Consider the following 23,635-nt stretch of genomic DNA (forward strand, 5'->3'; position numbering starts at 1 on the left):
CGGACTATACTCGCCGGGGCGGCGACGGAATCGACTGGGGGTCGGGTTCATGCAGGTCTGGAAGATTGCGGCATTCGCCGCCACGGCGGCGTTCGCCACTCAGCTGGCGGCGGAACCCGCCTCGGCGGCGAAGGTGACACTGTTCGGCCGCGTCGCCTCCGGCGCCGTGCCGATCACCAGTTCCAACGTGAAGCTCTATTCGGCCGGCAAGGGCTCGCCGACGCTGCTCGCCTCCGGCTCCACCAACGCGGTGGGCAACTTCCGCCTGCAGTACGAATCGCCCGGCGCGCCGGCTGTCGTCTATATCGTCGCGGACGGCGGCTCGACGGGCGGCGCGGCCAACAACGGCGCCATCCGGCTCGCGAGCGTCGTTGCCGGCCCGCCGCGCTTCCTCGAGGTCAACGAACTCTCGACGGTCGCGACCGCATACGTGTTCGCGCAGTTCCTCGACGGCAAAAAGCTCTCCGGTCCGGCTCCGGGCCTGCCGAATGCCGGGGCGATGTTCTTCAACCTCGTCACGTCGGAGGGAAAGCCGGCCGCCACCATCGCGCTGGCGCCGAACGGGTCGAAGACCGAGGCGCTCGCGACGCTCAACTCGCTGGCGGACATCCTCTCCGGCTGCGTCCGCGACGCCGCCGACTGCGACGCCCTCTTCGCGGCCGCGCAGCAGCCGGGGGCAGACCTGCCGACGGATACGCTGGCGGCGGCGCAGGCGATCGCGCTCTCACCCGGCGCCGCTGCGGCCGACGTCTTCGCGCTCCTGCCCGCCAGGACGCCCTACAAGCCCTTCCTGACGCAGGCCCCGGTCGCCTGGACGATCGCGCTCAAGTTCACCGCCGGCGGCTTCGACGGGCCGGGCGCGATGGCCTTCGACGCTGACGCCAACGTCTGGGTCACCAACAACTTCATGCCGCCCGACACCACGGCGGGCAAGCAACTGACCGTCCTCGACCCGATCGGCCGGCCGATGTTCGGCAGCCCGATCGTCGGCGGCGGCGTCGACGGTTCGGGCTGGGGCATCGCGGTGGCGGGCGACAGCAAGGTCTGGGTCGGCAACTACGCCGGCGGCTCGATGTCGCTGTTCAACCGCCTCGGCAAGCCGCTGTCGAAGACCGCCTTCGCCACCGACAAGCTCGACGGCACGCAGGGCGTCACCGTCGACTTCGAGGGCAACGTCTGGGCCTCGAGCAACAAGGAAGACCACGTCGTCCGCTTCAAGGGCGGCGACCGCACCAAGACGAAGGTGGTAAGCGCCGGTGGCATCGAGAAGCCGTTCGCCATCGCCGTCGATCCCGACGGCAACCTGTGGATCGCCAACGCCGGCAAGCAGGGCAGCGTCTCCAAGATAAGCCCGAACGGCGCGGCCCTCGGCGCCTCGCCCTTCAAGTTCGGCAACAAATCCTCGCCGAAGGGCATCGCCGTCGACCGCGGCGGCAACGTCTGGGTCGCCGACTTCCTGCGCGACGGCGTCTGGGTGCTCAACCGGAAGGGCGACTTCGTCTTCGACAAGCCGATCTCGGTGTCGAGCCTCGACGGCGCCTGGGGCCTCGCCCTCGACGGCAACGAGAATGTCTGGGTCGCGAGCTTTCTGCTGAAGCGACTGAACCTCATCTGCGGCCGCAACACCGCGACCTGCCCGCCGGGATCGAAGATGGGCGACATCATCTCGCCGAAGGGCGGCTACCGGAGCGAGGCGTTCCAGCACCTCACCGGCGTCTCGGTCGATCCGTCGGGCAACCTGTGGGTCGCCAACAACTGGAAGACGCTCGACCCGATCGCGGGCGGCGACGGGCTCGTCGCCCTCATCGGCGCCGCGGCGCCGGTGAAGACGCCGCTGCTCGGCCCGCCGCAGAAGCCCTGAGCCGACACCTGGAGACCGCCGTGACCGAGGTGCTGTTCTACCATCTCGACCGGCAGCCACTGGAGCGCGTGCTGCCGGCCCTGCTCGAGAAGTGTCTCGAGCGGGGCTGGCGCACGGTCGTGCAGGCGGGCTCGGTCGAGCGCCGCGACGCGCTCGATTCGCACCTGTGGACCTATGCCGACGACGCCTTCCTGCCGCATGGCACGGCTCGAGACGGTCCGGGCGACCTGCAGCCGGTGTTCCTGACGGACGGGCAAGACACGCCGAACGCCGCCACGGTGCGGTTCCTGGTCGACCGCGCCGAGCCCGGCGACTTCACGCCCTTCGATCGCGTCGTCTATCTCTTCGATGGCGAGGACGAGGAGGCGCGGGCGGAGGCGCGGCTGCGCTGGAAGCAGGCGAAGGACGCCGGCCACGCCGTCACCTACTGGAAGCAGTCGTCCTCCGGCCGGTGGGAGAAGGCGGCGTGAGCCGTCCGAGCCGCCCGGATCGCACCGGATTCCGGCGCTTCGCTACCATCCAGACGCGTTGGGAGGACAACGACGTCTACGGCCACGTCAACAACGTCGTCTACTATTCGTTCTTCGACACGGCAGTGAACCGCTACCTCATCGAAGCCGGCGCCCTCGACATCGAGAAGGGCGCCGTCATCGGCCTCGTGGTTGAGACGCAGTGCCGCTACCACGCGCCGCTCGCCTTCCCGGACATCCTCGAGGTCGGCATCCGTGTCGCCCGTATCGGCACCTCCTCGGTGCGCTACGAGGTCGGCGTCTTCCGGCAGGGCGGCGAAGACGCGGCGGCCGCCGACGGCCACTTCGTGCACGTCTACGTCGATCGCGCCTCGCGTCGACCGGTGCCGCTGCCGGATGCGCTGCGCGCCGCGCTCGAGGCCATCCACGCCTGAGCCCTCACCAGAGGCCGAACCACCACGCCGCGATCCCGAGGAAGAGCGAGAAGCCGACGACGTCGGTCACCGTCGTGAGAAACACGCCGGAGGCGACGGCCGGGTCGATCTTGCGGGCGTTCAGTGTGAGGGGAATCAGCACGCCGAACAGGCCGGCGACGACCAGGTTGCCGATGAGGGCGGCGGCGATGACGCAGCCGAGCTCCCAGTTGAGGAACCACGCGCCGGCGACGCCGCCGACGAGGGCCGCCAGGACCACGCCGTTGAGGAGGCCGACGAGGAGCTCGCGGCGGATGATGCGGCCGGCGTTGCGGCGGCTGATCTCGCGGGTGGCGAGCGCGCGCACGGTGACCGTCATCGCCTGCGTGCCGGCATTTCCGCCCATCGAGGCGACGATCGGCATCAGCACGGCGAGCGCCACCATCTGCTCGATGGTGCCGTCGAAGATGCCGATGACGGAGGCCGCCAGGAACGCCGTCGCGGTGTTGATGACGAGCCAGGGCAGGCGGCTGCGGGCGGTGTAGGCAACGGTATCGGACAGCTCCTCGTCGCCGACGCCGGCCATGGCGCGGATGTCTTCCTCCGCCTCCTCCTCGATGACGTCGACAATGTCGTCGACGGTGAGCATGCCGACCAGACGCTGTGCCTCGTCGACCACCGCCACCGACACGAGGTTGTAGCGCTTGAACAGCCGCGCCACGTCCTCCTGGTCGTCGGTGGCGCGGACGATCTGCTGCTCCTCGTGCATCACCTCGGAGATCTTCGTCGGCCGCTTCGCCTTCAGGAGCCGGTCGAGCGGCACCGTGCCGATGAGGCGGAAGGTCGGCTCGACGACGAAGATCTCGTAGAAGGTCTCCGGCAGGTCGTCGTCGACGCGCAGGAAGTCGATCGTCTGGCCGACCGTCCAGAACGGCGGCACCGCGACGAAGTCGGTCTGCATCCGCCGTCCGGCGGATTCCTCCGGATAGTCGAGGGCGCGGACGAGCCGGAGCCGCTCCGGCACCGACATCTGCTCGAGAATGGCCTGCTTGTCGTCCTCGTCGAGGTCTTCGAGCAGATAGACGGCATCGTCCGAATCGAGATCGCGCACACCGTCGGCGACAACCCGTGGCGACAGCGCCTCGAGCAGGCGCACGCGCACCGTCTCGTCGATCTCTGTGAGGGCGGTGAAGTCGAAATCGTCGCCGAGCAGGCGGACGAGCTGCGGCTGCTCGTCAGGCGACAGCACGCCGAGGAGCTCGCCGAGGTCGGCCTCATGCAGGTCGCCGGCAAGCTCGCGCAGCCGCTCGACGTCGGAGGCCTCGATCGCATCCTCGACGGCGGCGACGAATCGCGGATCGAGCCCGCCGTCGGCGTCTCGCACCGGCAGGTCCGTCTCGGGCTCAAGAAGGGGGGCGTCGTGTTCGGACATGGGAGGCTTCCGCGGGCGCCGGTGCGCCTGCATAGAGGCTAATGGCCGTTGGCGATACCGCCCCCGCGTTCGCCTCGGCGCTTCAGGTCAAGGGCGCGCCGATGGGCGGGATCGCGTAGCGGCGGCGCAACGCTTCGAGATCGACCGGCGCCGCCGCCCAGAAGTCCCAGTCCGGGGCGAACAGGTCGACGTTGATCGCCGACCCCCGCTGCCAGGCGTCGAAGAACGGCGCCGGATGCAGGCCGCCGATCGCTGATTTCGCAACATCATTGAACTTGATGTTGAGATGCCAGCTGAAGATCACCGGCAGCACGTGCGCGGCCATGGCGTTGCGCGGATGCATCGAGGCCGTGAAGGTCGAGGTCAGGATCTCGCCGGCCGGCCTCGTGTCGTAGCCCGCCAGCACGTGGGCCGAATCGTGGGGCACGCTGAATTCGGCGTTGAGCCCGTTCGGCTCACCCGGGAAGTCGTAGCCGTTCTCCCGGAAGTGGGTGAAGAAGTGATGGCCGAACGTCGTCTCCGGCAGGTGCTCGAGCGCCAGGAACCGCGCCGCGAGCGCCGGATCGGCATCATCGCCGCGATAGGGCAGCGCCCAGGCACCCACGTCGTTCGTGGTGTCGCCCGTCCAGGGCTTGCCGGTCACGCTCTCCATGTTCTCGCGCACCATGTGCGCCATTGCCTCCTGCAGATGACCGTGCGCGGCATCGGCGAGATCGGCGACATAGTCCTCGTGGATGTCGAGGGCAGCGGCGAGGCCCACCACCGCCTCGAGCTTCTGTGGATCGAGCACGCCGTCGACCAGCGCCATCACCGTGGCGAGACGCACCGCCTCGTTCGCGACCTCTGACCCGGGGGGCAGGACGGCGGTGGCGTCCGCGGATGTGGGGGGCCGCAGGGTGTCGTAGGCGGGCTGCGGCGCGTCCAGCATGATCGTCGCCGCCGCGGCGATGGTGGTCCGATCGACGTCGGTCGCCTTGCCCGCACCGTGGGTGGTCGCGATCCCCTTCAGGATGCCCAGGATCGCGGTCTTCTGTTCGCCTGTCGCCGTCACGCGCACGGTTTTTCCTTCCCCGGTCGGGCTGTCGCCACGCGGATGATGCCCCGGCCCGAAGCACCTGAAAACCGCTGGCGTCACCGACGGCGCGGCCATGCTTTCGACGCCGGCCGCGTCTAGGCAGGGCCGTCGGCTCGCAGCCGCCTCGGGGAGCTCTGATGACTGGACCGCGCCGCCTCTGTCCCGGCCTCGCGACGCTCGGCCTGGCGTGCCTCGTCGCCACCCCCGCGTTATCGGCCGCCGAGCCGCAGCCCGACATGACGGAGCTCGTGTGCGCGAAGGCGCGCGATCTCTCGGCTTATCGCAGCAAGAGCCTGGCGCTGCTCGTCCCCGGTTCTGACGGCTTCCTGTTCCGCAGCCGCATCGACATGCGCGACTACGGCCCCCTGAAGAGCGGGCCGAAGAAGGAACTTCTCAAGGTGATCGCCGCCTTGCGCGAGCGAGGCACAGAGGTCGTCCTCGTCGTGCCGCCGCCGCGCCCCGTCGCCGACCGCTCGCGTCTGATCGAAGCCGAGGCCGAGGCGCTGGACTACGACGTCGTCGCCGCCGAGGCGGGCTACGCGGCGATGCTCGACGACCTGCGGTCCGACGGCGTCCTCGTCGCTGACGTGCTGGGCCGCGCCCGCGCACACCTCGGCGCCGGCGAGCCGTTCTACCTGCGCCGCGACATTCACTGGTCGTCGGACGGAGCCCGCATCGCCGCCGAGGCGGCGGCTGAGACGATCACCGGGCTCCCGCTCGCAGCCACGCTCGACCGCGCCGCCTTCACGACGGAGCCCCGGGACGTCGGCGATGCCGACGAGAAGCTCGGCGAGGCGTTGGAGAAGCTCTGCGACGTCAAGGTCCCGCCAGAGCAGGAGACGTTCTACCGCACCACCGAGGCGGACGCGGAGGCGGGCCTGTTCGACGAGCGGGCGCCGCAGGTGGTCCTCGTCGGCACCAGCTTCAGCCACCGCGGCGACGACGACCCGAACTTCTCCGGCTTCCTCCAGCAGGCGCTGTCGACGCGCGTCCTCAATGCCTCGGAGGAGGGGGGCGGCTTCGAGGGTTCGATGGCGGCCTATCTGCGCTCGGACACCTTCCGGGACGCGCCGCCGAAGGTGATCGTCTGGGAGTTTCCGCCCTACGAGCGGCCCGACGTCGACGACGGCAAGCCCGTCCGCATCGTCCGCTCGGCCCTGAAGAAGGCGCTCGCCGGCGACTGACGAGGCCGCTCGGGACCAGCCGTCAGGCGTTTCCGCCTTGGTTCGCCAGAGCTTCCATCGTCAGGCGGCGACGGATCTCGTCCTGACGCTCTCGCACCATTCCGGGAATGAGGAAGGCGTCGATCAGCAGCCAGAAGAAGCCGATGACGATGAAGAAGGTCAGGATCTGCAGGATCGCCGATCCCGGGCGACGCAGATAGAAGCGATGCGCCGACAAGAGCCCGAGGAAGAACCACATCAGGTAGGCGACGACCTGGCTCGGGCCGTCGTTGCTGACCCGCATCTCGATCAGAGTGCGGTCCTGCACGTTGAGTCCCATCGTTCCATCCCCCTGCCGGCCGATAGGCCCCGCCGTCCGAAGCTAGGTCGAAACCGGAGCGCCCGCCACACGCGCACGGGCGCAAAGAAAAAGCCCGCCGAAGCGGGCTTTTGCTTTTGGTGCGGTGAAGAAGACTCGAACTTCCACGGGTTGCCCCACAGCGACCTCAACGCTGCGCGTCTACCAATTCCGCCACCACCGCATCCGGGTATCGCCGGCCGGCAGCGTGTAACAAATCGCTTCGGGGCATTCAAGGCTTATGGCGCGCCGGCGGACGATCCTGCACGACTATCTGCCGGCAGCTGTTCCAGCCGCTGCCGCGCGCCGCGATCCGCTGATCCGTCGCCGCCGAACCTCGGGTCCGCAGCGGGGCCGAGGCCCGGCCCCTTGCGGGGCGTTTCAGGGCGTGGTCACTAACCCCATGTCCAGCATCGACATGTCCACCACCGACGCCCCTGCGGCCGTGCTGCCGCCCGCCGCGACCATTCAGCCAGTGCGCTTCCTGCGCACCGATGGCGGCGCCGCGCCGGTGGAGTGGGTGATCGCCGACGGGCTTGTTCCTTACGAGGCGGCGCTCGCCGAGATGGAATCGCGGGCCGCGGCGATCGCCGAAGGTCGCGCCGCCGAGCGGGTCTGGCTGGTCGAGCACCCGCCGCTCTACACCGCCGGCACCAGCGCCCGCGACGAGGACCTGCTGACGCCCGAGCGGTTCCCGGTGTTCCGGACCGGCCGGGGAGGGCAGTTCACCTATCACGGCCCCGGCCAGCGGGTGGCCTACGTGATGCTCGACCTGACCCGTCGCCAGCGCGACGTGCGCGGCCTCGTCTCGGCGCTCGAGGCCTGGCTGATCGGCACCCTCGGTCGCTTCAACGTGCGCGGCGAGACCCGGACCGACCGCGTCGGCGTCTGGGTGCAGCGACCCGATCGCGGTCTCGACGCCGAGGACAAGATCGCCGCCATCGGCATCCGCCTGCGCAAGTGGGTGAGCTTCCACGGCATCGCGCTCAACGTCGATCCCGACCTCGAGCACTTCAGCGGCATCGTCCCCTGCGGCGTCCGCCGCCACGGCGTGACGAGCCTCGTCGATCTCGGCCGGACGGTGTCGATGCCGGAGGTCGATTCGATGCTGCGGGCGGAGTTCGAGACAGTGTTCGGGCCGACGGTGGGGGCCAGCGAGGACCGCCTCGGCGCCTGACCCGAGGCGGCGCCGTTCGCCGCTGGGGCGCTCAGGTCACCTCTGCGTCGGCGCCGGGGCTTCGCCTCACCCCGCCTATCGCAGGACCTTGAACGGCCCCGTCGGCCGCGGTGCTGCGGCATCGCTGCGGACGATCCCATCGACGCGGCTGCCGAGCGGTCCCTTCCGGCACGCCCCGATCAGCGCCTCGACCGCCTCCGCCGGTCCGGCGACGACCGCCTCGACCTCGCCGGAGCTGAGGTTGCGCGTCCAGCCGGAGAGACCGCGCCGCTGTGCCTCGGCCTGCAGGAACGCGCGGTAGCCGACGCCCTGCACGCGGCCGTGGATCAGGAGGTGGAGGTGCAACTCGGCCATCGCCTTGGCCCTGTTCTCACCAGCCGCCGCGGGCGAGCCACTCGTCCAGCATCGGCAGCCGGTCCCAGCCCCAGAACGGCTCGCCGTCAGCGATGAAGAACGGCGCCCCGAAGATGCCGCGCGCCATCGCCTCGTCGACGCGGGTGCGCGTGAGTTCCTTCACCTCGGGATCGGCGGCGGCCGCGACGAGCGCCTCGGGATCAAGGCCCACGGCCGCCCCGGCTTCAGCAGCGACCGCGGGCGCGCTGACGTCGCGGTCATGCAAGAACACCGCATCGAAGGCCGCGAGCGCAAAGCCGCGGGCGGCGGCCGGATGGGCGCGCTCGATCGCGTAGAACATCCGCGTCGCGGCGACGCCGCTCACCGGGAACACGGTCGGAAAGCGGAACGGGATGCCCTTCAGCCGCGCCAGCCGGTCCCAGTCGCGCCGGCCGTAGTCGCCGCGCATCGGCTGCTCGGTGAGTGGTGCCATCCGCGTCGTGCGGAAGGCGACGCCGAGCAGGAACGGCCGCCACGTCACCGTGCGCCCGTGGCGGGCGGCCACCGCGTCGATCTCGCGGGCGGCGAAGAAGGCGTAGGGCGAGGAGAAGTCGAACCAGAACTCGACCGGCGCCGCGGCCCCCGCCGACACCGCCTGCGATGCGTCGCTCATCCGCCCGCTCCTTCTTCGCACTCCGGGGTCAGTCGAACGTCACGATCATTCGAACTCGAGGATCACCGCGTCGACGGCGAGGCTGTCGCCGGGCTTCGCCTTCACCGCCTTGACGGTGCAGTCGCGCTCGGCGCGCAGCACGTTCTGCATCTTCATCGCCTCGACGATGGCGAGCACGTCGCCCGCCTTCACCTCGTGGCCCTCCGCCACCTCGATCGCGACGACGAGGCCGGGCATCGGGCAGAGCAGGAAGCGCGAGGTGTCGGCGGCCTTCTTCTCCGGCATCAGCGCCGCAAGCGCCGCCGTGCGCGGCGTCATCACGCGGGCGAAGACGGTGACGCCGCGCCACGACAGCGACAGCCCGCCGCGCGCCGGCCGCACCTGCACACTCGCCTGCCGCCCGCCGACGGTGCCGGTCCACAAGGGCTCGCCCGGCCGCCACTCGGACGTCACCGTCACCGACCGCTCGGCGCCCGGCAGCAGCACGTCGAGCTCGATCGGCACGGTCGGGTAGCCGGCGGTGAGCACGACCTCGAGCGGCTCGCCGGCGAGCTCCACCACCCAGTTCTCGCGGAAGACGCCCATGTGCGGCTTCAGCCGCCCGCCGAGATGGTCGAGGCGCTCGCGGCGGACGAGCTCGATCGTCAGGGCGGCCGAGGCGAGAACCGCCTGTGTCGTGTCGTCGATCGCCGCGCCGGTGAAGCCCTCCGGGTACTCCTCGGCGATGAAGCCGGTCGACAGCGCGCCCTCGCGCCAGCGCGGATGCGCCATCAGCGCGGCGAGGAAGGGCACGTTGTGGGAGATGCCGTCGACGATGAAGGCGTCGAGCGCGTCGGTCATGGCGTCGATCGCCTCGAGGCGGGTCGGCGCGTGCGTCACGAGCTTCGCCACCATCGGGTCGTAGAACATCGAGATCTCGGAGCCCTCGACGACGCCGGTATCGACCCGCACCGTCGCCCCGTCGACGAGGTCCTCGTGCGGCGGCCGGTAGCGCGTCAGCCGCCCGATCGAGGGCAAGAAGTTGCGGAACGGGTCCTCGGCATAGAGCCGCGTCTCGATCGCCCAGCCGTCGAGGCGGACGTCGTCCTGGGCGAATGGCAGCTTTTCCCCCGCCGCCACACGGATCATCTGTTCGACGAGATCGATGCCTGTGACGAGCTCGGTGACCGGATGTTCCACCTGAAGACGCGTGTTCATCTCCAGGAAATAAAACGACTTATCCTGCCCGGCGACGAACTCGACGGTGCCGGCCGAATCGTAGCCGACGGCCTTCGCCAGCGCCACCGCCTGCTCGCCCATCGCCTTGCGGGTCGCCGCGTCCAGCAGCGGCGAGGGTGCCTCCTCGACGACCTTCTGGTTGCGCCGCTGGATCGAGCACTCGCGCTCGCCGAGGTAGACGACGTTGCCGTGCTTGTCGCCCAGCACCTGGATCTCGATGTGGCGCGGGTTGGTGATGAACTTCTCGATGAACACCCGGTCGTCGCCGAAGGAGGCTGCGGCTTCCGCCTTGGCGCGGGCGAAGCCGTCGCGCACCTCGTCGGGCGAGAACGCGATGCGCATGCCCTTGCCGCCGCCGCCGGCGGAGGCCTTGATCATCACCGGGAAGCCGATCTCCGCGGCGATCGCCACCGCGCGCTCGATGTCCTCGATGATGCCGAGGTGGCCCGGAACGGTGGAGACGCGCGCCGCGGCGGCCGCCTTCTTTGATTCGATCTTGTCGCCCATCGCCTCGATGGCGTGCGGGTTCGGCCCGACGAAGACGATGCCGGCCGCCTCGAGCGCCTTCGGGAAGGCGGCGCGCTCCGACAGGAACCCGTAGCCCGGATGCACCGCCTCGGCGCCCGTCGCCTTGCAGGCGGAGACGATCTTGTCGATCAGCAGGTAGGATTCGGTCGCCGGCGGCGGGCCGATGTGCACCGCCTCGTCCGCCATCTCGACGTGCAGGGCATTGCGATCCGCGTCGGAATAGACCGCCACCGTGGCGATGCCCATCTTCCGGCAGGTCTTGATGACGCGGCAGGCGATCTCACCGCGATTGGCGATCAGAAGCTTGGAAAACATCCCCCCACCCGTGTTCTCAGCGCCGCTGACGGGCGGCTTCAGGCCTTCCTTAGCAGAGAGCAGCCCGCGGTGAAGCGCCGACCTTGGTCGGCCCCGCCGGGCGACGCTCGCTCAGACTTCCTCGCGCACGAATTCCTTGCCCAGCCAACGATAGAACGGCACCGGCCGGTCCTCACGCAAGCCTGGGTCCGCCGCCAGTCGGTGCGAAAGCTCCTCGATCACCACCTGCTGGATGCTGGCGACGTTGAGCTCCGAGACGGCGTCGAGCGCCACCCACTGCACGTCCTCGAGCTCGCCGGAGGGACCGGTGCCCTCGGGCAGGCGGTCGGCGATGGCGTCGGCCCAGACGGCGAGGAAGCGGGTGTCGAAGCGGCGGGGCCGGCCGGGCGGCGTGATTGCGCGGGCGACGAAGCGGATCGGCGAGAGCACCGGCACGAGGCCGCGGGCGGAAAACGCCGCCCAGTCCTCGCCCTTGAGACCGCGCGGGGCAGGACGGGCGATGAACAGCCCGACCTCCTCATAGGCCTCGCGGATGGCGGCCACCGCGAAAGCACGGGCGCGGGCGGCGGACTTCGGCGCCCGCATCGCGGTCGTCAGGCGCGTGAGCACCATGGGTTCGTAGTCGTCGCCGAGGCGGACGCGCGAGTCGCCCGGATCGACCCGGCCGCCGGGGAAGACGTAGTGGCCCGGCATGAAGACGTGGCGCATGCTGCGCCGGCCCATCATCACGCGGATCGGGCCGCCGGCCGTCTTGTCCAGGACCAGCAGGGTCGCGGCGTCGACCGGACGACGATACGGCGCCGTCAGGCGCCGTTCCGTCGCGTTCAGCCGGTCGACGAGGTCGTTCAACGCGGGTGACCGACCGGCAGCATGACGGCGTCTTCCGGCTCGGCGTCGGGGTCGAAGCCGTGCATGTAGAAGGCCCACTGCAGCCCGACGATGGCGCCCTTGATCGGGCGCAGCAGCACCAGCGACGAGGCGATCGTCAGCGGCACCCAGAGGGCCACGTGCAGCCACATCGGCGGCACGAAGGCGACTTCGACCGCCAGCACCAGGCTGACGATGATGTGGCCGACGATCAGGATGGTGAAGTAGGGCGGCGCATCGTCGGCGCGGTGGTGGTGAAACTCCTCGCCGCAGGCCGAGCACGAATGCTTGACGGTCAGGTAGCCGTCGAACAGCGCACGCTCGCCGCACGCCGGGCAGCGCCCGCGCGCGCCGCGCAGCATCGCCGGCATCAGCGGGCGGTGCGGCTTCGACGACGGGGCCGGCCACGTCGTGGCGGTATCGAGGGAAGTCGGAGTGGTCATTTGCGTGTCTTTCGTCCTCGCTCGGGACGCGACTTCCCGCGGGAAGCGCCGCGCGCCGAAGGCGGACGTTTGCCCGCTCCCTTCAGATAGCGACCCTCGCTCAGCAGTTCAAACCGTAGCGCCCCCGCAAACGGGGCTGCTTCGACGAGCCGCACGTCCACCGCGTCGCCGAGCCGGTGCGTCTCGCCGGTCGCCCGGCCGATGAGGGCACGCGCCGCCTCGTCGTAGTGGAAGTAGTCTTGGCCGAGCGTCGCCGCCGGGATGAAGCCGTCGGCGCCGGTCTCGTCGAGCGCGATGAACAGCCCCGCTTTGGTGACGCCGGAGATGCGCCCGGTGAAGCGCGCGCCGACGCGGTCGGCGAGCCAGAGCGCGATCAGCCGGTCGACGGTGTCTCGCTCGGCCGCCATGGCGCGCCGCTCGGTCGCCGAGATGTCGCTGCCGATCGCCTCGAGCCGCGCCTCGAAGCCCTCCGGCATGCCGTCCTTGCCGAGCCCGAGGGCCCGGATCAGCGCGCGGTGGACGACGAGGTCGGCATAGCGGCGGATCGGCGAGGTGAAATGGGCGTAGCGGCGCAGATTGAGGCCGAAGTGGCCGATGTTGGCCGGCGAGTACTCCGCCTGCGCCTGGCTGCGCAGCACCACCTCGTTGACGAGGTGCGCGTTGCCGGTGCCGGCGACGCGGGCGAGGATCTTGTTGAACTGCGACGGCCGCATGTTGCCGGTTCGCGGCAGCGAGATGTCGAGCGTCTGCAGGAACTCGCGCAGGCCCTCGAGCTTCTCCACCGACGGGTTGTCGTGGATGCGGTAGAGCAGCGGCGTCTTGTGCTTCTCGAGCTCGGTCGCCGCGGCGACGTTCGCCTGGATCATGAACTCCTCGATCAGCTTGTGGGCATCGAGGCGCTCCGGCACGATCACGCGGTCGACCCGGCCCTCCGGGGTCAGCACGATCTTGCGCTCGGGCAAATCGAGGTCGAGCGGCTCGCGGGCGTCGCGGCCACGCTTCAGGCAGGCGTACGCCTCCCACAACGGCCGCAGCACCGGCTCCAGCAGCGGCAGCGTCTGGTCGTCCAGCTGCCCGTCGATCGCCGCCTGCGCCTGCTGGTAGGAGAGCTTGGCGGCGGATCGCATCATCACGCGATGGAAGGTGTGGCGGATCTGGCGGCCACTGCCGTCGAACACCATGCGCACTGCGAGCGCTGGGCGGTCGACGCCCTCCTTCAGCGAGCAGAGGTCGTTGGAGATGCGCTCCGGCAGCATCGGCACGACGCGGTCGGGGAAGTAGACCGAGTTGCCGCGCAGGAGCCCCTCGCGGTCGAGGGCCGAGCCGGTCCTGACGTAGTAGGCGACGTCGGCGATGGCGACGGTGGCGATGAAGCCGCCGGAATTGTCCGGGTCGGCGTCCGGCTCGGCGTGGACGGCGTCGTCGTGGTCCTTGGCGTCGGGCGGGTCGATGGTGACGAGCGGCAGCTTGCGCCAGTCCTCGCGCCCGGTCAGGCGGGCGGGCTTCGCCGCCTCCGCTTCCTCCAGCACGGCCTCGGGGAAGCGGTGCGGGATGCCGTGGGCGTGGATGGCGATCAGCGATACCGCCCGCTCGGACTTGATCGAGCCGATGCGTTCGGCGACGCGGGCCTGCGGCAGGCCGTATCGACCGGCCTTCTGCACCGAAACCTCGACGAGATCGCCGTCCTCGGCGTCGCCGAGCGCCTCGTCGTCGGCCATCAGCTCGGTGCGCTGCTTCTTGTCGACCGGCAGGATGCGACCGCCCGGCACGCCGGCAACACGGCGGACGACGCCGAGCACCGCGGTCGGCTTGCGGGCGATCACCTTGATGACGCGGCCGACGCGCCCCGTCTCAGTCCCGGGCGGACCGTCGGCGATGCGCGCCAGCACCTTGTCGCCGACGCCGGGCGTCGGCCCCGGCGAGCGGTGGCGCTCCGGCATGATCGGGATCTGCGGGGCGGGGCCGTCCTCCGGCTCCCAGTTCACGGGCTCGCCGACGAGCTCTCCGTCGGCATCGCGACCGGTGACCAGCAGCACCGCCACCGGGGGCAGGGCGCCGGGCGTGCCGAGCCGCTTTCCGCGCCGGACGACAAGGCCCTCAGCCTCGATCTCCTTCAGGATGCGCTTCAGCGGAATGCGCGCGCTGCCCTTGATGCCGAAGGCACGGGCGATCTCGCGCTTGCCGGCCTCGCCCGGATGCTCCGCCAGGAAGGCGAGGATCTGCTCGCGGCTCGGGAACTCGCCGGACCTGCGGCCGTCTCTGTCGGATGGAGCCAAGGGAGCCGGGCGTCCTCTTCTCTGGGGTGGCGTCAGCCGGTGGCTTTCGCTCCGGCGGTCTTCGATTTCGCGGGCGCCTTCGCCTTCGCCGGGGCTTTCGCCTTGGCGGGGGCCTTCCCAGCCGCCGCGGCGGCCTTCGGCTTGGCGGCGGCCTTCGGCTTCGCCGCAGTCTTCGTGCGTGCCGCGCGCGCCGGCTTGGTCGAAACGCCATCCTTGGCGGCACGTTCCGCCAGCAGCACCACCGCAGCGTCCATGGCGAGCGTCGCGGGATCCGTCCCCTTCGGCAGGGTCGCATTGACCTTGCCGTGGTTGACGTAGGGACCATAGCGGCCCTCGCGCACCGTCACAGGGCCGCCGAGCGTCGGGTGGTCGCCGAGCGAGCGGCCCGGCGTCGATCCGGCGCGCCCGCGCCCGCCACCGGCGGCCTTCTCGGCGATCAGCGACACCGCGCGGTTGATGCCGACCTCGAAGACCTCCTCGATCGTCGGCAGGTTTGCATACTTGCCGTCATGCTGCACGAACGGCCCGAAGCGTCCGAGGCCGGCCGTGATCGGCTTGCCGGATTCCGGGTGGGTGCCGATCTCGCGCGGCAGCGACAGCAGCGCCAGCGCCCGCTCGAAGTCGAGCGTCGCGGCGTCCCAGCCCTTCGGCAGGCTCGAGCGCTTCGGCTTCTCGCCGTCGCCGAGCTGGATGTAGGGGCCGAAGCGACCGACGCGCAGCGTCACCATCTGGCCGCTCGCCGGATCGGTGCCGAGCTCACGCGGTCCGCTCGCCTCCGCGCTGCCCTCGCCGTCGCCGGCCTGGGCGAGCTGGCGGGTGTAGCGGCACTCGGGGTAGTTGGAGCAGCCGACGAAGGCGCCGAACTTGCCGAGCTTCAGCGACAGCCGTCCGCTCGCGCACGTCGGGCAGACGCGCGGATCGCCGCCGTCGGCCTTCGGCGGGAAGATGTGGTCGCCGAGCATCCCGTCGAGCGCCGTCAGCACCTCGGAGACGCGCAACTCCTTGATGCCCTCGACGGCGCCGGAGAAGTCGCGCCAGAAGTCGCGCAGCACGTCGCGCCAGTCGAGGTCGCCGTTGGAGATCTTGTCGAGCTTTTCCTCGAGGCTCGCCGTGAAGTCGTACTCGACGTAGCGATCGAAGAAGGACTCGAGGAACGCCGTGACGAGGCGGCCCTTGTCCTCGGGGTGCAGGCGCTTCTTGTCGAGGCGGACGTATTCGCGGTCGCGCAGCACCGTCAGGGTCGCCGAATAGGTCGACGGCCGGCCGATGCCGAGCTCTTCCATCTTCTTGATGAGCGTCGCCTCGGTGTAGCGGGGCGGCGGCTCGGTGAAGTGCTGGTTGGCAACGATGCCGCGGCGGCTCGGGCGCTCGCCGGTGCTCATCGGCGGCAGACGGCGGGCCTCCTCGTCCTCCTCGTCGTCGCGCCCCTCCTGGTAGAGCGTCAGGAAGCCGTCAAACCGCACGACGGTGCCGGTGGCGCGCAGCTCGGCGCCGCGGGGGCCGTCCTCGGCGACGATCTCGACGGTGGTGCGCTCGAAGTCGGCCGATTCCATCTGCGAGGCGACGGCGCGCTTCCAGATCAGCTCGTAGAGGCGGGCCTGCTCGGCATCGAGCATGCGGGCGACCTTGCTCGGATGACGGGCGGCGTCGGTGGGGCGGATCGCCTCGTGCGCCTCCTGGGCGTTCTTCTGCTTCGTGGTGTAGCGGCGCGGCGCGTCGGGCAGATAGCGGCCGCCGTGGTTTTCCTGGATGGCCTTGCGGATCTGCTGGACCGCCTCCGGCGCCATGTCGACGCCGTCGGTTCGCATATAGGTGATGAGACCGACGGTCTCGCCGCCGATGTCGATGCCCTCGTAGAGCCGCTGGGCGATCTGCATGGTGCGGGCCGGCGGCAGGCCGAGCTTGCGCGAGGCCTCCTGCTGCAGCGTCGAGGTGGTGAAGGGGGGCGGCGGGTTGCGCTTCTGCGGCTTCGACTCCACCGAGGCGATGGTGAAGGTGGCCGCCTCCAGCAGCGCCTTCGCCGCGTCCGCGTCGCCGCGGTTGCCGATCGTCAGCTTGCCGAGCTTCTTGCCGTTGAGCGCCGTCAGGCGCGCCTCGAAGGCGTCGCCGCGCGGCGTATCGAGCTGGGCGATGATCGACCAGTATTCCTCGGTGACGAACGCCTCGATCTCCGCCTCGCGGTCGCAGACCAGCCGCAGCGATACCGACTGCACGCGGCCGGCCGAGCGGGCCCCGGGCAGCTTGCGCCAGAGCACCGGCGAGAGCGTGAAGCCGACGAGGTAGTCGAGCGCGCGGCGGGCGAGGTAGGCGTCGACGAGCGGCCCGTCGATCTGGCGCGGGTGGCGCATCGCCTCCAGCACCGACGACTTGGTGATGGCGTTGAAGACGACGCGCTCGACCGGCTGGTCCTTCAGCGCGCGCTTCTCCTTCAGCACCTGCAGGACGTGCCAGGAGATCGCCTCGCCCTCGCGATCGGGGTCGGTGGCGAGGATGACCCCGTCCGACTCCTTCACCGCCTTGGCGATCTCGGAGAGGCGCTTCTGCGCCTTCGCATCGACTTCCCACTGCATGGCGAAGTCGTCCGTCGGGTCGACGGAGCCGTCCTTGGCGGGGAGGTCGCGGACGTGGCCATAGGACGCCAGCACCCGGTAGTCGCTACCGAGATATTTATTGATCGTCTGCGCCTTGGCGGGCGATTCCACGATGACGACGCGCATCGGATCCTATGTCGGTCGGAAGGCGGAAGGGGGCTCGGAGGAGCGGGCCGCGCGGACCATCGGGGATCGGCGGGGCCCTGTCAAATGGCCCCGCCGGCGAGGAATGCAAGCAGAGGGCGCTCGGTATGGTTGTGTTGCATCATTCGCGCTATCTGTAGTATCGTCAACGTGTTCGCGCCTGGTGCGCGTCATTCGACTGCGGTGCGCGGTTGTGATGTCCGAAACCCACGAGCCGACCACGACCGAGATTGCGACCTACATCGAGAGGATGGTGGCCGAGCTCGCCCTGCTGGCACGGGCGAGCCGGCTCGAGATGCTCGCCTATCTCCTCGACATCGCCAGGGAGGAGGCAAGCGCCCGCGCCGCCGACGCCCGCGTCGCGGTTCGCCGCTGACTTTCTAGCGGGGGGGGGCGCCCTAGCGCCCCGGCAGCAGCGAGACGAGGCCACCCGGATGGCGCTCCAGCCGGCCGGCGAGTTCGAGCTCGACCAGCACGATCATCACCGCGGCGGCCGGCTGGCCGGAATGGCGGATGATCAGGTCGACCGCCACCGGCGTCGGTCCAAGCGCGGTCAGCACCGCCGCCCGTCCGCTTTCGCCGGGATCGCCCGCCGAGCCCTCGTCGTCGCCGCGCGGCTCCTCGAGCGGCGTCTGGCTGTCCGGCAGCCGGTCGAGCAGGGGCCGGATCGCCGCCAGCACGTCGTCGGTGCAGGTGATCAGCGTCGCCCCCTCGCGGATCAGGTGGTTGCACCCTTCCGCGCGCGGATCCAGCGGCGAGCCGGGCACCGCCAGTACCTCGCGGCCCTGCTCGGCGCCGAAGCGGGCGGTGTGCAGCGACCCCGAGCGTCGCGCCGCCTCGATGATCACCACGGCGACACTCATGCCGGAGATCAGCCGGTTGCGGCGCGGAAAGTCCTGCGCCCGCGGTGACCAGCCGAGCTTCATCTCGCTGATCGCCGCACCGCCTTCGTCGACGATGCGCTCGAGCAGCGGGCCGTGCTCCGGCGGATAGATGTGGTCGAGCCCACCGGCCAGCACGGCGACGGTGCCGGTCGTGAGCGAGGCGGCGTGGGCGGCCGCGTCGATCCCGCGGGCGAGGCCGGAAGCGATGACGAGCCCGTGCTCGCCGAGGCCGCGGGCGATGCGCTCCGCCATCGTCCGGCCCGCGGCGGAGGCGTTGCGCGAGCCGACCACGGCAACCGCTGCGCGCGTGAGAACGTCCGTGCGCGCTAGCACCGAGATCATCGGCGGTGGCGCCTCGATGGTGCGCAACTCGCGCGGGTAGCCGGCTTCGCCGAGCGCCACCACGTCGCCGCCGATCCGCCGCGTCGCCGCGATCTCGTCCTCGGCCTCGGCGGCACCGACGACGCGCAGCCGTGCCCCGCCGCCGCGCCGCGCGAGCTCGGGCAGGGCCTCCAGCGCCGCCTCCGCCGATCCGTAGTGGTTTAGGAGGGAGCGGAACGTCACCGGCCCGACATTGTCGGTGCGGATCAGCCGCAGCCAGGCGGTGCGTTGAGCGTCGGTGAGCCGGGTCCGGATCGCACCGTCGCTCATGGCCGTTGCCTCAGCTCTTGTCGCCGCCGATGCGCCCCTCGGTGCCCGCCATCAGCCGCCTGAGGTTGGCGGCGTGGCGGAACCAGAGCAGCACCCCGAGCAGGCCGAACACACCGGCGAGATCCGAACGCCCGAGCAGCCCGAGGAGCACCGGGATCGCCGCGCTCGCCACCAGCGCCGACAGCGAGGAATAGCGCGACAGGAAGGCAACGACGATCCAGATGCCGGCGAACGCCAGCGCGAACGGCCAGGCGAGGCCGAGCAGGACGCCGAGATAGGTGGCGACACCCTTGCCGCCACGGAAGCCGAGCCAAACCGGCCACAGATGGCCGAGGAAGGCGCCGACGCCGGCGACCATCGCCGGCATGTCGAACTGGTCGGCGAGCAGCACCGCCGCCGTCCCCTTCAGCATGTCGCCGGCGAGTGTCGCCGCCGCCACCGCCTTGTTGCCGGTGCGCAGCACGTTGGTCGCGCCGATGTTCCCGGAGCCGATTTCGCGGATGTCGCCGAGCCCGGCGAGGCGCGTCAGGATCAGCCCGAACGGGATCGAGCCGAGCAGGTAGCCGAGGGCGAGCGCGACGAGCGGCGCGGCGAGCGACCATTCTGCAGGCGGCAAGGCTTGATCTCCTGTCTCCGCCGGACGGCCTGCCGGGATGGTTCGACCGCTCGCGGGCGTTCAGCCGTGAGCGCGGTCAGCCGTGAGCGTAGGTGTGCACGGTCCGGCCCGCAACCACGGTCCGGACGACGCGGCCCTGGAAGCGGGCGCCCTCGTAGGGCGTGTTCTTGGCGCGCGAGATGATGTCGGCCTCGCGCACGATCCACGGTGCGCCGAGGTCGACCACCGCGAGATCGGCCGGGGCGCCCGGCGCGAGCGTGCCGGCCTCCAGCCGCAGACGGCGGGCGGGTGCCGTCGACATCGCCTCGACGAGGCGCAGCAGACCGAGATCGCCGGCGTGGACGAGCCTCAGCCCGGCCGCCAGCAGCGTCTCGAGGCCGATCGCGCCGTCGGCGGCGTCGGCGAAGGGGTGGCGCTTGGTCTCGACGTCCTGCGGGTCGTGGCTGGAGACGACGATGTCGACGATGCCCTCGGCGACCGCCTCCACCATGGCGCGGCGGTCGTCCTCGGAGCGCAGCGGCGGCGACAGCTTGAAGAAGGTGCGGTAGGCGCCGATGTCGAGCTCGTTCAGCGTCAGATGCGTCGCCGCCACGCCGGCCGTCACGTCGAGGCCGCGCGCCTTGGCGGCGCGCAGCACGGCGACCGATTCCGCACAGCTCACCTGGGCCGCGTGGTAGCGCCCGCCGGTCAGCTGCACGAGGCGCAAGTCGCGCTCCAGCATGATGATCTCGGCTTCGCGCGGAATTCCCGAAAGGCCAAGCCGGCTCGCCGTCTCGCCCTCGTTCATCACGCCGGCCCCGACGAGCTCGGGGTCCTCGGCATGGTGGGCGACGAGGGCGCCGAAGTCGCGGGCGTAGGTCAGCGCCCGGCGCATGACGCGCGCGCTCGTCACCGCCCGCCGGCCGTCGGTGAAGGCGACGGCTCCGGCCTCCTGCAGCAGCCCGAACTCGGTCGTTTCGCGGCCGGCGAGGCCCTTGGTCAGCGCCGCCATCGCGTGCACCCGCACGATGGCGGTGTCGCGGGCGCGCCGCAGGATGAAGTCGACGAGCGCCGGGTCGTCGATCGCCGGATCGGTGTCGGGCATCACCACGATGGTCGTGATGCCGCCGACGGCGGCGGCGTGGCTGGCGCTCGCAAGCGTCTCGCGATGCTCGTGGCCGGGCTCGCCGACGAAGACGCGCATGTCGACGAGGCCCGGCATCACCACGAGGTCGCGGCCGTCGAGGATCTCCGCGCCCTCGGGAGCGCCCTGGTTGAGCGCCTCCGGCCCGGCGGCGGCGATGCGGCCGTCGACGACGACGACGCTGCCGACGGCGTCGAGGCCACGCGACGGATCGACGATGCGGGCGCCGCTGACGACGAGCGGCGGCGAGGGCAGGGGCCGGGGATCGGTCACGCGCGGCCTCATCCGTTCGGCAGGTTGCCGGCGAGTGCCTCGAGCACCGCCATGCGCACCGCCACACCCATCTCGACCTGCTCGCCGATCAGGCTGCGCGGCCCGTCGGCCACCGCCGGCGTGATCTCGACGCCGCGGTTCATCGGCCCGGGGTGCATGACGAGCGCGTCCGGCTTGGCGAAGGCGAGCTTCTCCTCGTCCAGCCCGAAATAGTGGAAGTACTCGCGCACCGACGGCACGAAGGAGCCGTCCATCCGCTCGCGCTGCAGCCGCAGCATCATCACGATGTCGGCACCGGCGAGCCCTTCGCGCATCGAGCGGAACACCGTCACGCCCATGCGCTCGATGCCGGAGGGCAAAAGCGTCGAGGGCGCCACCACGCGCACCTCGGCGCCGAGGGCGGCGAGCAGCAGGATGTTCGAGCGGGCAACGCGCGAGTGCAGGATGTCGCCGCAGATCGCCACCACGAGGTTGGTGATGTCGCCCTTGTTGCGGCGGATCGTCAGCGCATCCAGCAGCGCCTGCGTCGGGTGCTCGTGGGCGCCATCGCCGGCGTTGACGACAGAGCAGCCGACCTGGCGGGCGAGCAGCGCCACGGCGCCGGCGGCGTGGTGGCGCACCACCAGGATGTCCGGCCGCATGGCGTTCAGCGTCTGCGCCGTGTCGATCAGCGTCTCGCCCTTCTTCACCGACGACGAGCTCACCGACATGTTCATCACGTCAGCGCCCAGCCGCTTGCCGGCGAGCTCGAACGAGGACTGCGTGCGCGTCGAGGCTTCGAAGAAGAGATTGATCTGCGTGCGGCCCCTGAGCACCGCGCGCTTCTTCTCGACCTGGCGGGAGAGCGCGATGGCGCTCTCCGAAAGGTCGAGCAACGCCTCGATCTCGGTGCGCGATAGCCCCTCGATGCCGAGCAGGTGGCGGTGGGGGAAGGCCGTTCCGGCCGGCTTCGACGGTGCAATCATCGAAGTCGATCGTGTATGCGGAGTCGGCCCGGCGAAACAAGGCGTGCGCGCCGGTGCATGATAGGCTTCAACAGTTTGATTCGAACCGCGCGTCCATTTCGCGATGCGTCTAACCTGACAAGAAATTCCGGGGGCGGACCAGGCCGATGGCGGCAGACGGCTTCGATACGCACGACGTCGAGAACCAGCCGCCTCCGCGCGCCGGCGTCAACCTGTACGAGGCCGACCCGGTCCTCCTCGGCGCGCTGGAGGGCGCGACGACGGCCGAGAACGAGAGCGAGCTCTCGCGGATGGGCGCGTTCTGGGGGTCGGCCGAGTCCCACGAGTTCGCCCGCCTCGCCGATCTGCACGGCCCGCTCCTGCGCACGCATGATCCGCAGGGCAGGCGCCTCGACCTCGTCGAGTTCCACCCCGCCTATCACGCCCTTTTGCGCAGGTCCGTCGAATACGGGCTGCACTGCTCGCCGTGGGAGGGGACGGAGGATGCGCCGCCCGGCCACCTCGTCCGCGCCGCGGGCCTGTTTCTGGCGGCGCAGACCGAATGCGGCCACCTCGGCCCGGTCTCGACGACCAACGCCGCCGTGGCGACGCTGTCCCTGTCGGAGACGATGTCCGACGAGTGGGTGCCGGCGATCCTGTCGCGCCGCTACGACCACCGGGCGCTGCCGGTGTCCCGCAAGCTCGGCGCCACCGTCGGCATGGGGCTGGCGGAAAAGCAGGGTGGCAGCGACCTGCGCGCCATCCGCACCGTCGCCGAGCCGACCGACGACGGCTTCCGCCTCGTCGGCCACAAGTGGTTCCTATCGGCGCCGATGTCGGACGCCTTCCTGATGCTCGCCCAGGCGCCGGGCGGCCTGTCCTGCTTCCTGGTGCCGCGGCTCGATCCAGAGGGGGCGCCGAACGGCATCCGCCTGATGCGGCTGAAGGCGAAGCTCGGCAACCGCTCCAACGCCACCGCCGAGGCGGAGCTCGTCGGTGCCCACGCGAGCCTCGTCGGCGAGGAGGGCCGCGGCATCGCCGCGATCCACGAGATGGTGACGCTGACGCGTCTCGACGCGGCCGTGATGTCGGCCGGCCTGATGCGCGCCGCCCTCGCCGAGGCCGTCAATTCGACCCGCCACCGTTCGGCCTTCGGCGAGGCGCTGATCGACCAGCCGCTGATGCAGCGCGTGCTTGCCGACATGGCGCTCGACGTCGCCGCCGCCACCGCGCTCGCACTCCGTCTCGCCCGCGCCTACGACGCCGCCGAGACCGACCGCTCCGAGGCGATCTTCGCCCGCATGATCACGCCGGTGGCGAAGTACTGGATCTGCAAGCTCGCCCCGACGCTGACGGCCGAGGCGATGGAGTGCGTCGGCGGCAACGCCTATGTCGAGGAGAGCCCGCTCGCGCGGCTCTTCCGCGAGGCGCCGGTCAACGCCCTCTGGGAGGGGCCGGGCAACATCCAGTGCCTCGACGTGCTGCGGGCGCTGAAAGCCGACGAGCGGGCACTCGGTGTCGTGCTGGCGGAGATCGAACGCGACCTCGGCAAGGCGAGCCCCGTCGCCATCGACGACATCGCCAGCGCCGCCGGTGCCTGCCTCGAGGACGTTGGCTCCGCCCGCATCCTTACCGAGCAACTTGCGATTGCCGCCGCCGCCTCGGCGCTGCGCCGGTTCGCGCCGCGGGTGCTGTCTGACGCATTCCTCGCCACCCGCCTCGGCGGCCAGTGGCGCTCGACCTACGGCATGCTCGACGCGCGCTTCGACGCCCGCGACATCGTCGACTTCGTCGTCCCCTGACGGGG

21 protein-coding genes and 1 tRNA gene are annotated in these 23,635 nt (G+C 70.7%); 7 read left to right on the top strand and 15 right to left on the bottom strand.

The window, feature by feature from the left end:
• The first annotated feature begins 49 nt into the window (after nt 1-49).
• Genes RUR49_RS03110 through RUR49_RS03120 form a run of 3 tightly spaced genes read left to right on the top strand, consistent with a single transcriptional unit; the run spans nt 50 to nt 2,765 of the window.
• Entirely contained in the window at nt 50-1,861 is a 1,812-nt protein-coding gene (locus RUR49_RS03110) for an NHL repeat-containing protein (protein WP_409144823.1), read from the top strand.
• A 20-nt stretch (nt 1,862-1,881) separates the two neighbouring features.
• Complete coding sequence (locus tag RUR49_RS03115) at nt 1,882-2,331, top strand: DNA polymerase III subunit chi (RefSeq protein WP_409144824.1); 450 nt, start codon at nt 1,882-1,884, stop codon at nt 2,329-2,331.
• Nucleotides 2,328-2,765 (top strand): acyl-CoA thioesterase, encoded by a 438-nt coding sequence (locus RUR49_RS03120; protein ID WP_409144825.1) that lies wholly within the window; start codon nt 2,328-2,330, stop codon nt 2,763-2,765. Before RUR49_RS03115 ends, RUR49_RS03120 begins: the two co-directional genes overlap by 4 nt.
• Nucleotides 2,766-2,769: 4 nt before the next feature.
• Here RUR49_RS03120 and mgtE read toward each other — a convergent pair whose 3' ends face one another.
• Together mgtE and RUR49_RS03130 are read right to left on the bottom strand one after the other, a co-directional pair.
• Complete coding sequence (gene mgtE / locus RUR49_RS03125) at nt 2,770-4,176, bottom strand: magnesium transporter (RefSeq protein ID WP_409144826.1); 1,407 nt, start codon at nt 4,174-4,176, stop codon at nt 2,770-2,772.
• A gap of 82 nt (nt 4,177-4,258) precedes the next feature.
• Nucleotides 4,259-5,227 carry a hypothetical protein gene (locus tag RUR49_RS03130; protein ID WP_409144827.1) on the bottom strand — a complete coding sequence of 323 codons (969 nt, stop codon included), beginning with the start codon at nt 5,225-5,227 and terminating at the stop codon, nt 4,259-4,261.
• Nucleotides 5,228-5,388: 161 nt separating this feature from the next.
• Here RUR49_RS03130 and RUR49_RS03135 point away from each other — a divergent pair, with 161 nt between their 5' ends.
• Nucleotides 5,389-6,435 carry an alginate O-acetyltransferase AlgX-related protein gene (locus RUR49_RS03135; protein ID WP_409144828.1) on the top strand — a complete coding sequence of 349 codons (1,047 nt, stop codon included), beginning with the start codon at nt 5,389-5,391 and terminating at the stop codon, nt 6,433-6,435.
• 22 nt (nt 6,436-6,457) lie between these two features.
• Here the strand turns inward: RUR49_RS03135 and RUR49_RS03140 are convergent, their stop codons facing one another.
• Nucleotides 6,458-6,754 (bottom strand): TM2 domain-containing protein, encoded by a 297-nt coding sequence (locus RUR49_RS03140; protein ID WP_409144829.1) that lies wholly within the window; start codon nt 6,752-6,754, stop codon nt 6,458-6,460.
• Nucleotides 6,755-6,871: 117 nt separating this feature from the next.
• Nucleotides 6,872-6,956 (bottom strand) — tRNA-Leu (locus tag RUR49_RS03145).
• Nucleotides 6,957-7,175: 219 nt separating this feature from the next.
• Here RUR49_RS03145 and lipB point away from each other — a divergent pair.
• Nucleotides 7,176-7,949 (top strand): lipoyl(octanoyl) transferase LipB, encoded by a 774-nt coding sequence (lipB, locus tag RUR49_RS03150; protein WP_409144830.1) that lies wholly within the window; start codon nt 7,176-7,178, stop codon nt 7,947-7,949.
• Nucleotides 7,950-8,024: 75 nt separating this feature from the next.
• On the opposite strand, the gene RUR49_RS03155 is transcribed toward lipB, so the two are convergent.
• The 7 genes from RUR49_RS03155 to topA form a co-directional block, all read right to left on the bottom strand.
• The gene (locus tag RUR49_RS03155) at nt 8,025-8,303 is read right to left on the bottom strand and encodes an acylphosphatase (protein WP_409144831.1); all 279 of its coding nucleotides are present in this window, start codon (nt 8,301-8,303) and stop codon (nt 8,025-8,027) included.
• Nucleotides 8,304-8,319: 16 nt separating this feature from the next.
• Nucleotides 8,320-8,955 carry a 2-hydroxychromene-2-carboxylate isomerase gene (locus RUR49_RS03160; RefSeq protein WP_409144832.1) on the bottom strand — a complete coding sequence of 212 codons (636 nt, stop codon included), beginning with the start codon at nt 8,953-8,955 and terminating at the stop codon, nt 8,320-8,322.
• A gap of 45 nt (nt 8,956-9,000) precedes the next feature.
• Nucleotides 9,001-11,016, bottom strand: coding sequence for an acetyl-CoA carboxylase biotin carboxylase subunit (locus RUR49_RS03165; RefSeq protein ID WP_409144833.1), 2,016 nt, complete (start codon nt 11,014-11,016; stop codon nt 9,001-9,003).
• A 111-nt stretch (nt 11,017-11,127) separates the two neighbouring features.
• Nucleotides 11,128-11,865 carry an NUDIX domain-containing protein gene (locus tag RUR49_RS03170; RefSeq protein ID WP_409144834.1) on the bottom strand — a complete coding sequence of 246 codons (738 nt, stop codon included), beginning with the start codon at nt 11,863-11,865 and terminating at the stop codon, nt 11,128-11,130.
• Entirely contained in the window at nt 11,862-12,326 is a 465-nt protein-coding gene (locus RUR49_RS03175; RefSeq protein ID WP_409144835.1) for a DUF983 domain-containing protein, read from the bottom strand. Before RUR49_RS03175 ends, RUR49_RS03170 begins: the two co-directional genes overlap by 4 nt.
• Entirely contained in the window at nt 12,323-14,602 is a 2,280-nt protein-coding gene (rnr, locus tag RUR49_RS03180) for a ribonuclease R (RefSeq protein WP_409144836.1), read from the bottom strand. Before rnr ends, RUR49_RS03175 begins: the two co-directional genes overlap by 4 nt.
• Before the next feature lie 32 nt (nt 14,603-14,634).
• The gene (gene topA / locus RUR49_RS03185; protein WP_409144837.1) at nt 14,635-17,319 is read right to left on the bottom strand and encodes a type I DNA topoisomerase; all 2,685 of its coding nucleotides are present in this window, start codon (nt 17,317-17,319) and stop codon (nt 14,635-14,637) included.
• 214 nt (nt 17,320-17,533) lie between these two features.
• Here topA and RUR49_RS03190 point away from each other — a divergent pair, with 214 nt between their 5' ends.
• Entirely contained in the window at nt 17,534-17,713 is a 180-nt protein-coding gene (locus RUR49_RS03190) for a hypothetical protein (RefSeq protein WP_409144838.1), read from the top strand.
• 22 nt (nt 17,714-17,735) lie between these two features.
• Here the strand turns inward: RUR49_RS03190 and dprA are convergent, their stop codons facing one another.
• The 4 genes from dprA to RUR49_RS03210 form a co-directional block, all read right to left on the bottom strand.
• A complete protein-coding gene (gene dprA / locus RUR49_RS03195; protein WP_409144839.1) occupies nt 17,736-18,872 on the bottom strand; it encodes a DNA-processing protein DprA in 1,137 nt (378 codons plus the stop codon).
• A 10-nt stretch (nt 18,873-18,882) separates the two neighbouring features.
• Nucleotides 18,883-19,488 (bottom strand): glycerol-3-phosphate 1-O-acyltransferase PlsY, encoded by a 606-nt coding sequence (gene plsY / locus RUR49_RS03200; protein ID WP_409144840.1) that lies wholly within the window; start codon nt 19,486-19,488, stop codon nt 18,883-18,885.
• A gap of 76 nt (nt 19,489-19,564) precedes the next feature.
• Complete coding sequence (locus tag RUR49_RS03205; protein ID WP_409144841.1) at nt 19,565-20,896, bottom strand: dihydroorotase; 1,332 nt, start codon at nt 20,894-20,896, stop codon at nt 19,565-19,567.
• Nucleotides 20,893-21,849 carry an aspartate carbamoyltransferase catalytic subunit gene (locus tag RUR49_RS03210; protein ID WP_409144842.1) on the bottom strand — a complete coding sequence of 319 codons (957 nt, stop codon included), beginning with the start codon at nt 21,847-21,849 and terminating at the stop codon, nt 20,893-20,895. The genes RUR49_RS03205 and RUR49_RS03210 overlap by 4 nt, the downstream gene beginning before the upstream one ends.
• A gap of 146 nt (nt 21,850-21,995) precedes the next feature.
• Here RUR49_RS03210 and RUR49_RS03215 point away from each other — a divergent pair, with 146 nt between their 5' ends.
• A complete protein-coding gene (locus RUR49_RS03215; RefSeq protein WP_409144843.1) occupies nt 21,996-23,630 on the top strand; it encodes an acyl-CoA dehydrogenase family protein in 1,635 nt (544 codons plus the stop codon).
• Nucleotides 23,631-23,635: the final 5 nt, after the last annotated feature.

Origin of the sequence: Pseudoxanthobacter sp. M-2 (genome assembly GCF_046156265.1) — a bacterium.
GTDB lineage: Bacteria > Pseudomonadota > Alphaproteobacteria > Rhizobiales > Segnochrobactraceae > CAMDHY01.